This window comes from Amycolatopsis sp. NPDC088138 (assembly GCF_044741685.1).
In the GTDB taxonomy this organism is placed as follows: Bacteria; Actinomycetota; Actinomycetes; order Mycobacteriales; family Pseudonocardiaceae; genus Amycolatopsis.
On sequence record NZ_JBIUTB010000007.1, the window covers coordinates 894,634 to 906,752 of the forward strand.

General features: G+C 72.0%; 13 protein-coding genes. 8 read left to right on the forward strand and 5 right to left on the reverse strand.

Features of this window, described 5'->3' with window-relative positions; genetic code table 11:
• Window positions 1-226: 226 nt before the first annotated feature.
• On the reverse strand, window positions 227-2,464 hold the full coding sequence (locus ACIOD2_RS40965) for a helicase-associated domain-containing protein (protein WP_400550584.1): 2,238 nt from the start codon (window positions 2,462-2,464) through the stop codon (window positions 227-229).
• A 92-nt stretch (window positions 2,465-2,556) separates the two neighbouring features.
• Between ACIOD2_RS40965 and ACIOD2_RS40970 the strand changes: the two genes are divergently transcribed.
• The 4 genes from ACIOD2_RS40970 to ACIOD2_RS40985 all read left to right on the forward strand — a co-directional run bounded on the left by ACIOD2_RS40970 (window position 2,557) and on the right by ACIOD2_RS40985 (window position 5,666).
• Window positions 2,557-2,736 carry a hypothetical protein gene (locus ACIOD2_RS40970; protein ID WP_395921884.1) on the forward strand — a complete coding sequence of 60 codons (180 nt, stop codon included), beginning with the start codon at window positions 2,557-2,559 and terminating at the stop codon, window positions 2,734-2,736.
• A 105-nt stretch (window positions 2,737-2,841) separates the two neighbouring features.
• On the forward strand, window positions 2,842-4,230 hold the full coding sequence (locus tag ACIOD2_RS40975; protein ID WP_400550586.1) for an NAD-dependent malic enzyme: 1,389 nt from the start codon (window positions 2,842-2,844) through the stop codon (window positions 4,228-4,230).
• Window positions 4,231-4,278: 48 nt separating this feature from the next.
• Window positions 4,279-4,749: a cyclic pyranopterin monophosphate synthase MoaC gene (gene moaC / locus ACIOD2_RS40980; RefSeq protein ID WP_323324237.1), complete on the forward strand. Its 471-nt coding sequence runs from the start codon at window positions 4,279-4,281 to the stop codon at window positions 4,747-4,749.
• Window positions 4,746-5,666, forward strand: a complete 921-nt coding sequence (locus ACIOD2_RS40985) for a molybdenum cofactor biosynthesis protein MoaE (protein ID WP_400550589.1) — start codon at window positions 4,746-4,748, stop codon at window positions 5,664-5,666. The genes moaC and ACIOD2_RS40985 overlap by 4 nt, the downstream gene beginning before the upstream one ends.
• Here ACIOD2_RS40985 and ACIOD2_RS40990 read toward each other — a convergent pair.
• A complete protein-coding gene (locus ACIOD2_RS40990; protein WP_400550591.1) occupies window positions 5,653-6,108 on the reverse strand; it encodes a nitroreductase family deazaflavin-dependent oxidoreductase in 456 nt (151 codons plus the stop codon). The two genes, ACIOD2_RS40985 and ACIOD2_RS40990, sit on opposite strands and share 14 nt — an antisense overlap.
• 56 nt (window positions 6,109-6,164) lie before the next feature.
• Between ACIOD2_RS40990 and ACIOD2_RS40995 the strand changes: the two genes are divergently transcribed.
• Complete coding sequence (locus tag ACIOD2_RS40995) at window positions 6,165-6,635, forward strand: MarR family winged helix-turn-helix transcriptional regulator (protein ID WP_400550593.1); 471 nt, start codon at window positions 6,165-6,167, stop codon at window positions 6,633-6,635.
• 87 nt (window positions 6,636-6,722) lie between these two features.
• On the opposite strand, the gene ACIOD2_RS41000 is transcribed toward ACIOD2_RS40995, so the two are convergent.
• The 3 genes from ACIOD2_RS41000 to moaA form a co-directional block, all read right to left on the reverse strand.
• Complete coding sequence (locus ACIOD2_RS41000; RefSeq protein ID WP_392756858.1) at window positions 6,723-7,370, reverse strand: transglycosylase family protein; 648 nt, start codon at window positions 7,368-7,370, stop codon at window positions 6,723-6,725.
• Window positions 7,371-8,787: 1,417 nt separating this feature from the next.
• A complete protein-coding gene (locus tag ACIOD2_RS41005; RefSeq protein ID WP_400550595.1) occupies window positions 8,788-9,048 on the reverse strand; it encodes a MoaD/ThiS family protein in 261 nt (86 codons plus the stop codon).
• Window position 9,049: 1 nt separating this feature from the next.
• A complete protein-coding gene (gene moaA / locus ACIOD2_RS41010; protein WP_400550597.1) occupies window positions 9,050-10,057 on the reverse strand; it encodes a GTP 3',8-cyclase MoaA in 1,008 nt (335 codons plus the stop codon).
• Between the two features lie 171 nt (window positions 10,058-10,228).
• Here moaA and ACIOD2_RS41015 point away from each other — a divergent pair, with 171 nt between their 5' ends.
• The 3 genes from ACIOD2_RS41015 to modA are packed head-to-tail and all read left to right on the forward strand — an operon-like array spanning window position 10,229 to window position 11,958.
• On the forward strand, window positions 10,229-10,717 hold the full coding sequence (locus ACIOD2_RS41015; protein WP_400550599.1) for a MarR family winged helix-turn-helix transcriptional regulator: 489 nt from the start codon (window positions 10,229-10,231) through the stop codon (window positions 10,715-10,717).
• A 33-nt stretch (window positions 10,718-10,750) separates the two neighbouring features.
• Window positions 10,751-11,155, forward strand: coding sequence for a molybdopterin-binding protein (locus ACIOD2_RS41020; protein WP_400550601.1), 405 nt, complete (start codon window positions 10,751-10,753; stop codon window positions 11,153-11,155).
• Complete coding sequence (gene modA / locus ACIOD2_RS41025) at window positions 11,152-11,958, forward strand: molybdate ABC transporter substrate-binding protein (protein ID WP_400550603.1); 807 nt, start codon at window positions 11,152-11,154, stop codon at window positions 11,956-11,958. The genes ACIOD2_RS41020 and modA overlap by 4 nt, the downstream gene beginning before the upstream one ends.
• The last annotated feature ends 161 nt before the right edge of the window (window positions 11,959-12,119 follow it).

Genomic DNA, 12,119 nt, shown 5'->3' on the forward strand with positions numbered 1-12,119 from the left:
AGATGCGTCCCGGTCGGTGGCCGCTGGCCCTCGACCAGTGCGGCCGGCTGGTCGCGTATTTCGGCGCCGAGCTGGGGTCTGCCGCGCGACCGGGCGCATGTGAGGCCGCTGATACCGCCGAGGAGCGCCGGTTTCGACCGGTGCGGCCGGCGGTTGTCCGATAGCGCCATCGCGACGAAGCCGGCCCGCGGCGCACTCCCGCAAGCCGCGCCGCCGGTTGGTGGCGCTAGTCCTCTACCAACGCCGCCGAAGTGATGCGGTGCAACGAGTAGCGCTCGTTGTTCTCACCCTCGAGAATCCCGCCGCCGACGCGGATCGGGCGGACCACGCGCTGGCTGGCGGTGCCGCGCGAGTCGACGAAGCCGATCCAGACCTCGCGGCGTTCCAGCGTGGCCCGGGACAGCAGCTCGAGCGTCGCCGACGTGTCCGCGCCGCCGCCGCGGTGGGCCTGGACCGTCGAACCGCGTCGCCGGGCCGTGGCCGCGTCACCCGCGCGCAGGTTGGAGACGATCCGCTCGGCCTGGTCGTCGGTCAGCACTGCCTGCTCACCCGGGTTGCGGCGGGCCGCGCGGGCCTTCGCCGGCAGCCGGCGGCCGCCCGGGCGGATGTCGACGACGCGGCCGTCCGGGCCCTCCGCGGCCGGGGCGAACCCGGCCCCGCGGAGTCCGGCCAGCACCTCGTGCAGCGGGTCCGGGCTGATCACGACGGTCGGCGCGATCAGCCGCAGGTCGTGCTCCGCCGCGATCGGGTGGGCCAGCACCTCGGCCAGCAGCGCCTCGTCGTCACACCGGAGGAACGACGCCGCGACGCCGCCGCGCAGCCGGCCGTGCCGCCGGGCGACGTCGTCGATCAGGTAGCTCAGCCCCTGCGGCACCGGCGTCGCCGACTTGGCCTTGAACAGCGCGTGCAGCTCGTCCGCCGTCCGGCCGGTGTCGAGCGCGCGCCGCACCGAGCCTTCGGTGATCCGGTAGACCGTCGCGTGGCCGGCCGACTCGATGTCGGCGACCGCGTCCATCTCGGTGGCCAGCTCAGGCTCCAGCGGACCCGGCGCGACCACCGTCAGGTCGGCCTGCAGCAGCACGCGGTCCACCGGCGCGGGCAGCGCGTCCAGGATCGCTTCGACGGCGGCCGGGCGGTCGTCGGCCAGCAGCGCCCGGGTCGCCGTGGTGACGCCGCCGAGCCCGACCAGGCCGAGCGCGCTCGCCTCGGCCATGGTCCAGCGCACGGTGTCGTCCCGCAGCCGCCCGCCGCGCCGCGGGGCGCGCCAGGCCAGCACGGCGACCAGCTCGTCGGCGCTCTTCACCCCGGCGCCCTCGGGCAGGTCGGCCAGCGCGGCCAGCACGCGGCGGCGCGCGACCGGCGCCAGCGGCCGCCGCAGCTCCTCCGAAAGGGGCGCGACCGGCTTGTCCTTGGCGTCGCGGCCGCCGGCGAGCCCGGGCAGCCGCGGCAGCTCCAGCCACGCCTGCGCGAGCGTCATCCACCGCTGGGCGGTCGGCGACGCGAGCCAGGAGTCGGTCAGCGTCGTCGGCACCCACTCGGGCACGGTCGTCTCGCTGTCCGCGACGAGCCCGGCCCCGACGGCCAGCTCGGCCAGCAGCGTCGCCTGCGTCTCGTCGATCTCGAGGTCCTTGGCCAGCTTCTTCAGCTCGCGCACGCCGAGGCCGCCCGACTTGAGCACCGGCGGCGGCGACACCGACCACGCGCGCAGCAGGGATTCGGTGTGGCGCAGGAACTCCATCGCCTCACCGGCCGCGGCTTCGTCCAAAGTGGACGCCCGGTGCGGGTGCACCGGCAGCTCGGGCTCGGTGAGCGTGCCGGGGGCGAACACCCCGCCGCGCACGGCGATCCCGAGCTCGCGCGGCAGCTCGACGGTCTGGTCGTCGCGCCGCAGCAGCAGCCCGCGGGCGAGCAGCTTCTGCACCGGCGTCGCGGCCTTCTCCAGCGCGAGATCGATCCCGGCGTCGCGGGTGCGGCCGATCGGCGGGCCCGCGGCCAGCGCGTTCAGCACCCCGCGTTCGTCGTCGGGCAGCTCGGCCAGCCGCGCCTCGAGGTCCTCGCCGGCCAGCGCGGGCGACGACGTGCCGAGCCCGGCCGGGAACGGCCCGAGCGCCTCCCGGACCGCGGGCGGCACGCGCAGCGCGTCGTCCGGGCCCCAGGCGAGCACGCGGGCGCGCAGCCGGGCCAGCGGCACGGTGATGTCGGCGCCGGCCAGCTTCGCGACGTCCTCGACCGGCACCGGGTCGTGGTCGGCGCCGGCCAGCAGGCACGCCTCGAGGACGGCCAGGGTGAGCGTGTCGAGGTCTTCGCAGGCACGCGCGACGGAACCCGGCGTGCCGGCCCGGGTGGCCAGCACGGTGCTGTCGGAGGGCGGTGGCGTCGACAGGTCGCGACGCGTGCGGAGGAGCTCCGCGAGCACGTCGCCGGACTCCGCGCGCAGCCAGTCCGCCAAGGAGGTCGCGGGCATAGAAGGCCAGGGTACCGGGCGGTTGCCCGGGGCCGCCCGGGCTCGGGCAGACTGTCACCCGAGAACCGAGCGCGGCTGTGTGGGAGGACGTTGTGGCCAAGGGCGAGAAGAAGCACAAGGGTGTCGACCCGACCTGGCCGGGCGAGGCCGGTGAGCACCCCGTGACCGAACTGGCGGCGGACCGCCAGGGCGCGCTGTCGCCGTTCGGGGACGTCACGTTCCCGCTCGACACGGTGCCCTACGTGCACCCCGAGACCGAGATCAACCGCTGACCCCATAGTTACTGGTCAGTACCCGTATCGGGGGCTCGTGAGGGCGGTCACGGGAGTAGGTTTCCTCCCGTCCCAACCGACCTTTCCCACGCGGGGGTAAGCGCCATGCCGGTTCCCGGTCCCGGATATTCGATCACCGTCCGGGTCGAGGCTCCGGCCTCGACCAGTGCGGCCGGTGACCTCACCACGGCCGTCGGGCGGGTCGGCGGGGTGCTGACCGCGTTCGACGTCGTCGAGTCCCACTCCGACGCGATCGTGGTCGACATCAGCGCCAACGCGCTGTCGGAGAACCACGCGAACGACATCACGCAGACGCTCGACTCGCTGCCCGGGGTCAAGGTCCGCAAGGTCTCCGACCGGACGTTCCTGATCCACCTCGGCGGCAAGATCGAGGTCACCCCCAAGGTCGCGCTCCGCAACCGTGACGACCTCTCCCGCGCCTACACCCCGGGCGTCGCCCGTGTCTGCCAGGCGATCGCCGCGAACCCCGAGGACGCGCGCCGGCTGACCATCAAGCGCAACACCGTCGCCGTCGTCACCGACGGCTCCGCGGTGCTCGGCCTGGGCAACATCGGCCCGGCCGCCGCGCTGCCGGTGATGGAGGGCAAGGCGGCGCTGTTCAAGAAGTTCGCCGACGTCGACGCCTGGCCGGTCTGCCTGGACACCCAGGACACCGAGGAGATCATCAAGATCGTCAAGGCGATCGCACCGGTGTACGCCGGGATCAACCTCGAGGACATCGCCGCGCCGCGCTGCTTCGAGATCGAGAAGCGGCTGCGTGAGCAGCTGGACATCCCGGTGTTCCACGACGACCAGCACGGCACCGCGATCGTGGTCGTCGCCGCGCTGCGCAACGCCCTGCGCGTGGTCGGCAAGAACATCGAGGACTGCAAGATCGTGGTCAGCGGCGTCGGCGCGGCCGGCTCGGCGATCATCCGGCTGCTGCTGCGCAAGAACCCGGGTGACATCGTCGCCGCGGACATCGACGGCATCGTCCACTCCGCCCGCGGCAACCTCGACGACAACCTCGCGTGGATCGCCTCGCACACGAACAAGGAGCAGGTCAGCGGCACCCTGCACGAGGCGCTGGCCGGTGCGGACGTCTTCATCGGCGTCTCGGCGCCGAACCTCTTCGGCGCCGAGCAGGTCGCGACCATGAAGGACGACGCGGTCGTCTTCGCGCTGGCCAACCCGGACCCGGAGATCGACCCGCTGGAGGCGCAGCAGCACGCCGCCGTCGTCGCGACCGGCCGCAGCGACTTCCCGAACCAGATCAACAACGTGCTGGCCTTCCCGGGAGTCTTCCGCGGCCTGCTCGACGCCCACGCGAACAACATCGACGACGAGATGCTGCTGGCCGCGTCCGACGCGATCGCCGACGTCGTGGACAGCGGCATGCTCAACGCGTCGTTCATCGTGCCGAGCGTGTTCGACAGCGCGGTGGCGCCCGCGGTCGCCGAGGCGGTGCGCAAGGCCGTCCGCGCCGAGCGCTGAGCCCGTCCCGGGGCCTCCGGCCGGGGGCCCCGGAAGTAGCCTCGGCTGGTGAGTGAACTCAGCCACGTCGACGGGACCGGGGCCGCCCGGATGGTCGACGTCTCCGGCAAGACCGCCACCGCGCGGACCGCGCTCGCCGCCGGGACCGTGCGGACCACCGCCGAGGTGCTCCGGCTGCTGGCGAGCGACGGCCTGCCCAAGGGTGACGCACTGGCCACCGCCCGGATCGCCGGGATCATGGGCGCGAAGCGGGTGCCCGAGCTGATCCCGCTGTGCCACCAGATCGCGCTGTCCGGCGTCAAGGTGGAGTTCGAGCTGGGCGAGGCCGAGGTCGGGATCCGCGCGACCGCCAAGACCACCGACGTCACCGGCGTCGAGATGGAGGCGCTGACCGCGGTGGCCGTGGCCGGGCTGACGCTGCACGACATGATCAAGGCCGTCGACCCGGCGGCGACGCTGGACGAGGTCCGCCTGCTCCGCAAGGACGGCGGCAAGACCGGGACCTGGGAGCGGCCGTGAAGCGCAGTGCGCGGGTGATCGTGGCGTCCAACCGCGCCGCGAAGGGGATCTACGAGGACAAGACCGGCCCGGTGATCGTGGCCTGGCTGGCCGACCGCGGGTACGACGTCCCGGCGCCGGTCGTGGTCGAGGACGGCGACCCGGTCGGGGTGGCGCTCCGGGCCGCGCTGGCCGACGGCGTGGCCGTCGTGCTCACCACCGGCGGCACCGGGATCTCCCCGACCGACCGCACCCCGGACGTCACGCGGGCGGCCCTGGACCACGAGCTGCCGGGCGTCGCGGACGCGATCCGCGCGGCCGGCCTCCCCAAGGTGCCCACAGCGGTCCTCTCGCGCGGTGTGGCCGGTGTTGCGGGGAGGACCCTCATCGTGAACCTTCCGGGCTCCAGCGGCGGCGTGAGGGACGGTTTGGGGGTTCTTGACGGCATCCTGGACCACGCCGTCGACCAGCTGGCCGGCGGCGACCACCCGCGCCCGCCCGCGTCGGGCCCGGCGGTCCGCGTCGCACGGGCCGAGGTGACCGGGGAAACCCTCTCGGTGGAGGAGCACGCCCGCCTGGTCGAGGACGACGCGGCGGGCGCGGTGGTGACGTTCGCCGGGGTCGTCCGCGACCACGACGGCGGCAAGGGCGTCCGCGACCTGACCTACGAGGGCCACCCGAGCGCGAGCCAGGTCATCGCGGACGTCGTGGCGGACCTGTCGGCCCGCTGGACCGGCGTCCGGGCCGTCGCGGTCAGCCACCGCATCGGCGCGCTGACCATCGGTGACGTCGCGCTCGCGGTCGCCGTCGCGGCCGAGCACCGGGGCCGGGCGTTCGCGGCGTGCGCGGAGGTGGTGGACGAGGTCAAGGCCCGCCTCCCGGTCTGGAAGCACCAGCACTTCACCGACGGCACCGACGAGTGGGTCAACTCGCCCTGACGGGTTCGAGGCGGAAGACCGCGACGCGGTCGGCGGCCGCGGCGAACTGCTCCGGGTCGGCCGCCGTCACGATGCCCAGCTTGACGAACATCGGCACACCACGGGGCACCTCGCGCGGGAAGGCACGCACGACCTCGCGGCGGCGGTCCGGGTCGGTGACCTCGGTGAGCGTCACGGTCTGCCGCCGTCGTCCGCGGGCGAGCTCGCCGCGGCCCGCGGCGCGGACGTTGCGCGCCCAGTCGGACTCCGGCAGCCCGGCGACGACGTAGCGGTGGCCGTCGACGGTCAGTGGCGAGACCGGCGTGGGACGCGGCGCGCCCGACCGGCGGCCGGCCACCGTCAGGACGTGGATGGTCCCCAGGGGCAGGCCGGCCCGGGTCAGCAGGCGGACGAGCCGGTTGGCGGGACGCAGCCAGCCCGGAAGAGCGTGTCGGGTCGTCACGGTGGCAAATCCTTTCGACGATCGAAGGAGTTGTCGGCCACGCTAGACTCTTTCGAGTGTCGAAGCAATTGAGCTCCCGGGCCGAGCTGATCACCGAGGCCACCCAGGCCGCGGCCGGCTTCGGCGCGGCCAACGACCTGGTCGACGAGGCCGCGGCGGCGGCGTTCGGCGTCAACCGGACGGATCTGCGGATCATCGGCCTGGTCGCGAACGCGGGCACGCTGACGGCCGGCGGGCTGGCCACGGCGGCCGGCCTGAGCCCGGCCGCGACGACAACGGCGATCCAGCGGCTGATCCACGCCGGTCACCTGACGAGAAAAACCGACGCCGATGATCGACGCCGGGCAGTGGTGGAGCTGACTCCGCGTGCGGTGGACCTGCTGGAAGAGGTCTACGGACCGGTCGAACGGGCCGGGCGCGAGCTGCTCGAGCGCTACTCGGCGGCGGAGCTCGCGTTCATCGTCGACCTGCTGCGGCGCGGCGAGCGCATGCAGCTCGCGGAGGCGCGCCGGGTCCGGGAGAGATGACACGAGCCCTCCACCGCCCGGGGGATTGGCGGTGGAGGGCTCGTGGCGTCACGGCGTGAAGCCGGACCTACGCATACTGCGCGATCGTCACTTGGTGGCGATCTTCTGCCCGACGAGGATCATGTCCGCGTTCGGGATGTACTTCGCGTTCAGGTCCTGCAGCTTCTGGTAGCCGCCCTGGACGTTGAACTGCTTGGCGATCTTCGACAGCGTGTCGCCCGCCACGACGGTGTAGTTGCCCGCCGGGTTCGAGCTGCTCACGCCGGCCGCCTGCGTCGGCGCCGCCTGCTTCGGGGTCGCCTGCTTCGGCGCCGCCGGGGTGCTCTTCTTCGGAGTCACCTTCTTGGGCGTGGTGGTCTTCGCGGTCCGCGGGGCCGTCGACGAACCGCCGCCGCCCTTCTTGCCGCAGACCGGCCAGGCGCCGATGCCCTGGCCCTGCAGAACGCGCTCGGCCACGGCGATCTGCTGCTCGCGGGACGCGCCCTGCGCGCTGCCGGTGCCGCCGTAGGCCTTCCAGGTGCTCTGCGTGAACTGCAGGCCGCCGTAGTAGCCGTTGCCGGTGTTGATGCTCCAGTTACCGCCGCTCTCACACTGCGCGATGGCGTCCCAGTTCGTCGCCGACGCGGGGGTCGCGGCGATTGCGAGGGGAGCGCCGACCGCGATACCCGCGATGGCGACGCGAGCGACGGTGCGGGTGGCAGCGGACATCTTGCGGTGCTTGCCTCGGTAAGACATCTGAATGCTTCTCAGGCTTCCCTGCGCCTACGAGACTTGTGCTGAGGGTCAGGATCGGGGTCCTGGCGCCGGCTGTCTCAAGCCGGCAGACGGCTCCGACGCACGACGCGTCGTCCTCGTCCCCTCGTCCCTGTCCGGAAATGCTTTCGCTCGGGGTATGGGTCCGGGGATCCGTCGGACAGGGCTAGGCGCTACGGATTCCCGGTGTTGCATCGACTGGTCGGGGCCAGCCGATTAGCGACGGTACGTAACGAGAGCCGTGATCGGAAATTATTCGAGGCGTGACCTACGTCACAGTAACAGCACGCAACCCTTACCGATACGGGTGTTAGTGCAGGTCAGAGGGCCGTTATCTGCCCGTTTCCTAGCCGAGACAAAACACGGATCGTGAGGCTTGCATCACGTGTTTTGCGTAGCGAATGGCCCATTCGTGCCGCTTGGATCACCAATGAAGCGCGCATCCTATGGGGCCTTGCGGTGGTTCGCCAGACTTGACAAGAGTGCCTCATGTACCCCACGAGTCACTCCAGTCCCACCTGTTCGAGCGGTTTGCGGCCACGGTCGGAGGCGTCCGGCCGGGCGGCTCCCGCCGGGTCGGACGACGGACTGCGACCAGCCAGGCGAAACGGGTCACCGGACGGGGTGGAGTCGATCTTCCAGTAAGCCTCCCGCGAACGCCCGGAAGCGATGACGCGCCACGCCGAGCGGTTCGGACCCGCGTCGGCGAGCGGTCGGCTGCCGTACCCGAGTGGTCGGCCGGTGTACGGGGCGGGCGAACTCGCGTGCCGGGACGAACGGCTCGCTTGCTCGCGTACCTGAGCGGACGACACGCGTACTTGGACGGACGGCTCGCGTACCTGGAGGGACGACTCGCGTACTTGGATGGACGACTCGCGTACCCAGGGGGTCGGCTCGCGTACCTGGAGGGTCGGCTCACCCATCGAGATGGGCGGCGCCCCTATCTATAGGGGCATCGCTCCTATAGATAGGGGCGACACGACCGCCGAGAGGGGCGACGCGGCTGCCCGGAGGGTGGCGTGGCCGCTGCGACGGGGCGACACGACCGCCGAGAGGGGCGAAGCGGCTGCCCGGAGGGCGGCATGGCCGCTGCGACGGGGCGATGCGGCTGCCGGGAGGAGCGACCCGGCCGTCGAGGAGGGCGACACGACCCTCGGGAGGCATCACGCGTGATCGGGGAGGTGTCACGCGTGTCTGGAGGGGCATCGCTCGTGATCGGAGCGGCATCGCGCGTGGTGGGGAGGGCGGTGCGCCCTATCTACAGGAGTGCCAGGGCCGACGCGGGGGCAGCGCGCGTGCGTGATTGAGGGGGCATCGCGCGTGGTGGGGAGGGCCGCGCTCCTATCTATAGGAGCGGCACTGCCGTCTGGAGGGGGCGGCGCTCCTGTGTATAGGTGTGTCAGCCGCCGGCGAAGGGTGGGAGGACGTCCAGCTCGGCGCCGTCCTTGAGTGGGCGGGTCAGGTCGCGGACCGCGATGCCGTCGAGCAGGTAGCTGACCGCGTCCAGGACCCGCGGCAGCTCCTCCGGGTGGAGGCGGCGCAGCTCGGCCACGGCGTCGGCGACGGTGGCGCCCGAAGGCAGCTGCACCTTCTCCTCTTCTTCACCGGCCGCGGCGCGCGCCGCGGCGAAGTACCGGACCACGATGGTCAGGGTCGTCATCTCAGCCGCCGATCGCGCTCATCGGCCGGATCGGCTGTGCGAACCCGGCGTCGTTGATCTCGTGCCCCGCGAGCTTCCCCCACATTGTCGCGCGCCAGGCGTCCGCCACTTCTTCGTCGCGCACACCCGCGCGCAGGAGGGCCCGCAGGTCGGTCTCGTCGTTGCTGAACAGGCAGGAGCGCACCGCGCCGTCCGCGGTCAGCCGGGTCCGCTCGCAGGCCGAGCAGAACGGCCGGGTCACCGACGCGATCACGCCGACGTCGCCGGGGCCGCCGTCGACCAGCCAGCGCTCGGCCGGCGCGCCGCCCCGCGCCACCGGGAACGGGCTCAGCGAGAACGCCTCGCCCAGCATCCCGAGGATCTCCGACGCGGTGATCATCTCGCCGCGGTTCCAGCCGTGCTGGGCGTCCAGCGGCATCTGCTCGATGAACCGCAGGTGGTAGCCCTCGGCGAGGCAGAACTTCAGCAGCGGCACGGCTTCGGTGTCGTTGATCCCCCGCATCAGCACGGCGTTGACCTTGACCGGCGTCATCCCGGCGTCGCGCGCGGCGGCCATGCCGTCCAGCACGTGGGAGAGCCGGTCGCGCCGGGTGATCTCGAGGAAGGTCGCGGGGTCGACGGTGTCGAGCGACACGTTGATCCGGGCCAGCCCGGCCGCGGCCAGCGCCGGGGCGCGCTTCGCCAGGCCGATCCCGTTGGTGGTCATCGACAGCCGGGGCCGCGGCTCGAGCGCCGTGATCCGCGCCACGAGGTCCTCGAGACCCGGCCGCAGCAGCGGTTCACCACCGGTGAGCCGGATGTCGGTGACCCCCAGCGTCTCGACGGCGATCCGCATCAGCCGGACCAGCTCGTCGTCGGTCAGGACCTGCTCGCCCGGCATCCAGTCGAGGCCTTCGGCGGGCATGCAGTAGGTGCAGCGCAGATTGCACCGGTCCGTCAGGGAAACCCGCAGATCGGTGGCCACCCGGCCGAAGGTGTCGATGAGTCGTGGGTTCTCGGGCCTGGGCACACGAGAGGAACCTCGTGTACCGGGGACGCGAGGAAACCCGAGATCCACTGCCGTCATTACGCACAGCCTAACTCTGGAACGCGCGAAGTGAGGTGATCGCTAGGATACTTTGCGGAGTGAGTGGTTCAGCGGCCGAACTACCCCTACGGCACACCGGGAGAAGGACGCGTGATGTCGAGCACGACGGAAAAGCCGTACCCGGTCTCCGAAGCGGAACTCTTCCGCTTCGCGGAATTGGGTCGCGAAAGCAGCACGCTGACCGTACTCCGGCACGCGCGGATCGCCGAGCGGATGGGCCTGTCCGGCACCGACCACAAGACGTTCGACCTGGTCGGGCAGGCCGACGGACCCCTCACCGCCGGCCGGATCGCCGAGCTCACCGGGCTGTCGACCGGCGCGGTCACGGGGGTCATCGACCGGCTGGAGAAGGTCGGGCTGGTCCGCCGCGTGCGCGACCCGGACGACCGGCGCAAGGTCCTCGTCGAGGTCGTGCCCGGGGCCGCGGAGCGCTACGCGCCGCTCTTCCAGTCGGCCTTCGACGGGCTTCGCGAGATGCTCGCGCAGTTCTCACCGGCCGAGCGAAAAGTCATCGAGCGTTATCAGAATGTCATGCTCGAACAGCTGCGCACCGAGATCATGCACAATTCGCGCCCCACATAGCTTTTCCTCAACTGCGGCGATAATGTCTGCGGCATGCCGCAATTTCGGTTGTCCGAGGCAGCACGCCTCCTCGGGGTCAGTGACGACACCGTGCGCCGCTGGGTGCGCGCGGGCCAGCTGACCGCCTCCGACGACGCCGCCGGCCGCAAGGTCGTGGACGGCGCCCAGCTGGCCGGGTTCGCCCGGGCCCAGGCGAGCGGCCCCGACGACCCCTCCGCGGTCGGCCGCTCCGCCCGCAACAAGTTCGTCGGGTTGGTCACCGAGGTCGTCGCCGACAAGGTGATGGCCCAGGTGGAACTGCAGTGCGGGGCACACCGAGTGGTGTCCCTGATGAGTACGGAAGCCGTACGCGAGCTGGGCCTGCGCCCAGGGGTGCTCGCGGTCGCGGTGGTCAAGGCGACCACTGTCGTGGTGGAAACACCGGAAGGAAGTAAATGAAGAAGCTCGCTCTCGCCGTCGCGGCCGTCGCTCTGTTCGCGGGCGCGTGCAGCAGCTCGGACGAGCCCAGCACGCAGACCGGCGGGTCGTCGGTCTCCGCACCCGCGCCCAAGGGCACCGGTGACGCCGGCGGCACGCTGACCGTGTTCGCCGCCGCGTCCCTCACCGAGTCGTTCACCGCGCTCGGCAAGGAGTTCGAAGCCTCGCACCCCGGCGTGACCGTGAAGTTCAGCTTCGCGGGTTCGTCCGGTCTGGTCCAGCAGCTGACCAACGGCGCGAAGGCCGACGTCTTCGCCTCCGCGGACCAGGCCAACATGGACAAGGCCGTGCAGGGCGGGGTGATCGACGGCCAGCCGACGGTGTTCGCCACCAACAAGCTCGCCATCGCCGTCGCCCCGGGCAACCCCAAGGGCATCAAGACGTTCGCCGACCTGAACAAGGCCGGGCTGACCGTGGTGACCTGCGCCGCGCAGGTGCCGTGCGGCTCGGCGACGAAGAAGGTCGAGACGAACACCGGCGTCACGCTCAAGCCGAAGAGCGAGGAGCAGGACGTCAAGCAGGTGCTGGCCAAGGTCCAGTCCGGCGACGCCGACGCGGGCCTCGTCTACGTCACCGACGCCACCTCGGCCGCGGGCAAGGTCGACAAGGTCGACTTCCCGGAGTCGAGCGGGGCGATCAACAACTACCCGATCGCCGTGGTCAAGGGCGGTCAGGGCGCGCTGGCCAAGGAGTTCGACGACTTCGTGCTCGGCACGGAGGGCAAGACCGAGCTGACCAAGGTCGGGTTCGGCCCTGCGGCGTAACCGTCTCGCGAGCGGCCGGGCGGGGGGGGGCCCCCCCGCGCCGGGGGGGGGGGGGGGGGGGGGGGGCCGGGCCCCCCCCCCCCCGCCGGGGGGGGGGGGGGGGCGGGGGGGGGTCAAAGAACTAAGAAAAACCCGGAGAGGGGGCACCTCAACCACAGAAC

What these genes read in the sequence shown, in the direction of transcription:
- ACIOD2_RS41000 (WP_392756858.1), bottom strand. Translation starts at nt 7,370, where the DNA reads ATGTCTTACCGAGGCAAGCACCGCAAGATGTCCGCTGCCACCCGCACC.
- ACIOD2_RS41005 (WP_400550595.1), bottom strand. Translation starts at nt 9,048, where the DNA reads ATGACGACCCTGACCATCGTGGTCCGGTACTTCGCCGCGGCGCGCGCC.
- ACIOD2_RS40975 (WP_400550586.1), top strand. Translation starts at nt 2,842, where the DNA reads ATGCCGGTTCCCGGTCCCGGATATTCGATCACCGTCCGGGTCGAGGCT.
- ACIOD2_RS41015 (WP_400550599.1), top strand. Translation starts at nt 10,229, where the DNA reads ATGTCGAGCACGACGGAAAAGCCGTACCCGGTCTCCGAAGCGGAACTC.
- ACIOD2_RS41020 (WP_400550601.1), top strand. Translation starts at nt 10,751, where the DNA reads ATGCCGCAATTTCGGTTGTCCGAGGCAGCACGCCTCCTCGGGGTCAGT.
- modA (WP_400550603.1), top strand. Translation starts at nt 11,152, where the DNA reads ATGAAGAAGCTCGCTCTCGCCGTCGCGGCCGTCGCTCTGTTCGCGGGC.
- ACIOD2_RS40965 (WP_400550584.1), bottom strand. Translation starts at nt 2,464, where the DNA reads ATGCCCGCGACCTCCTTGGCGGACTGGCTGCGCGCGGAGTCCGGCGAC.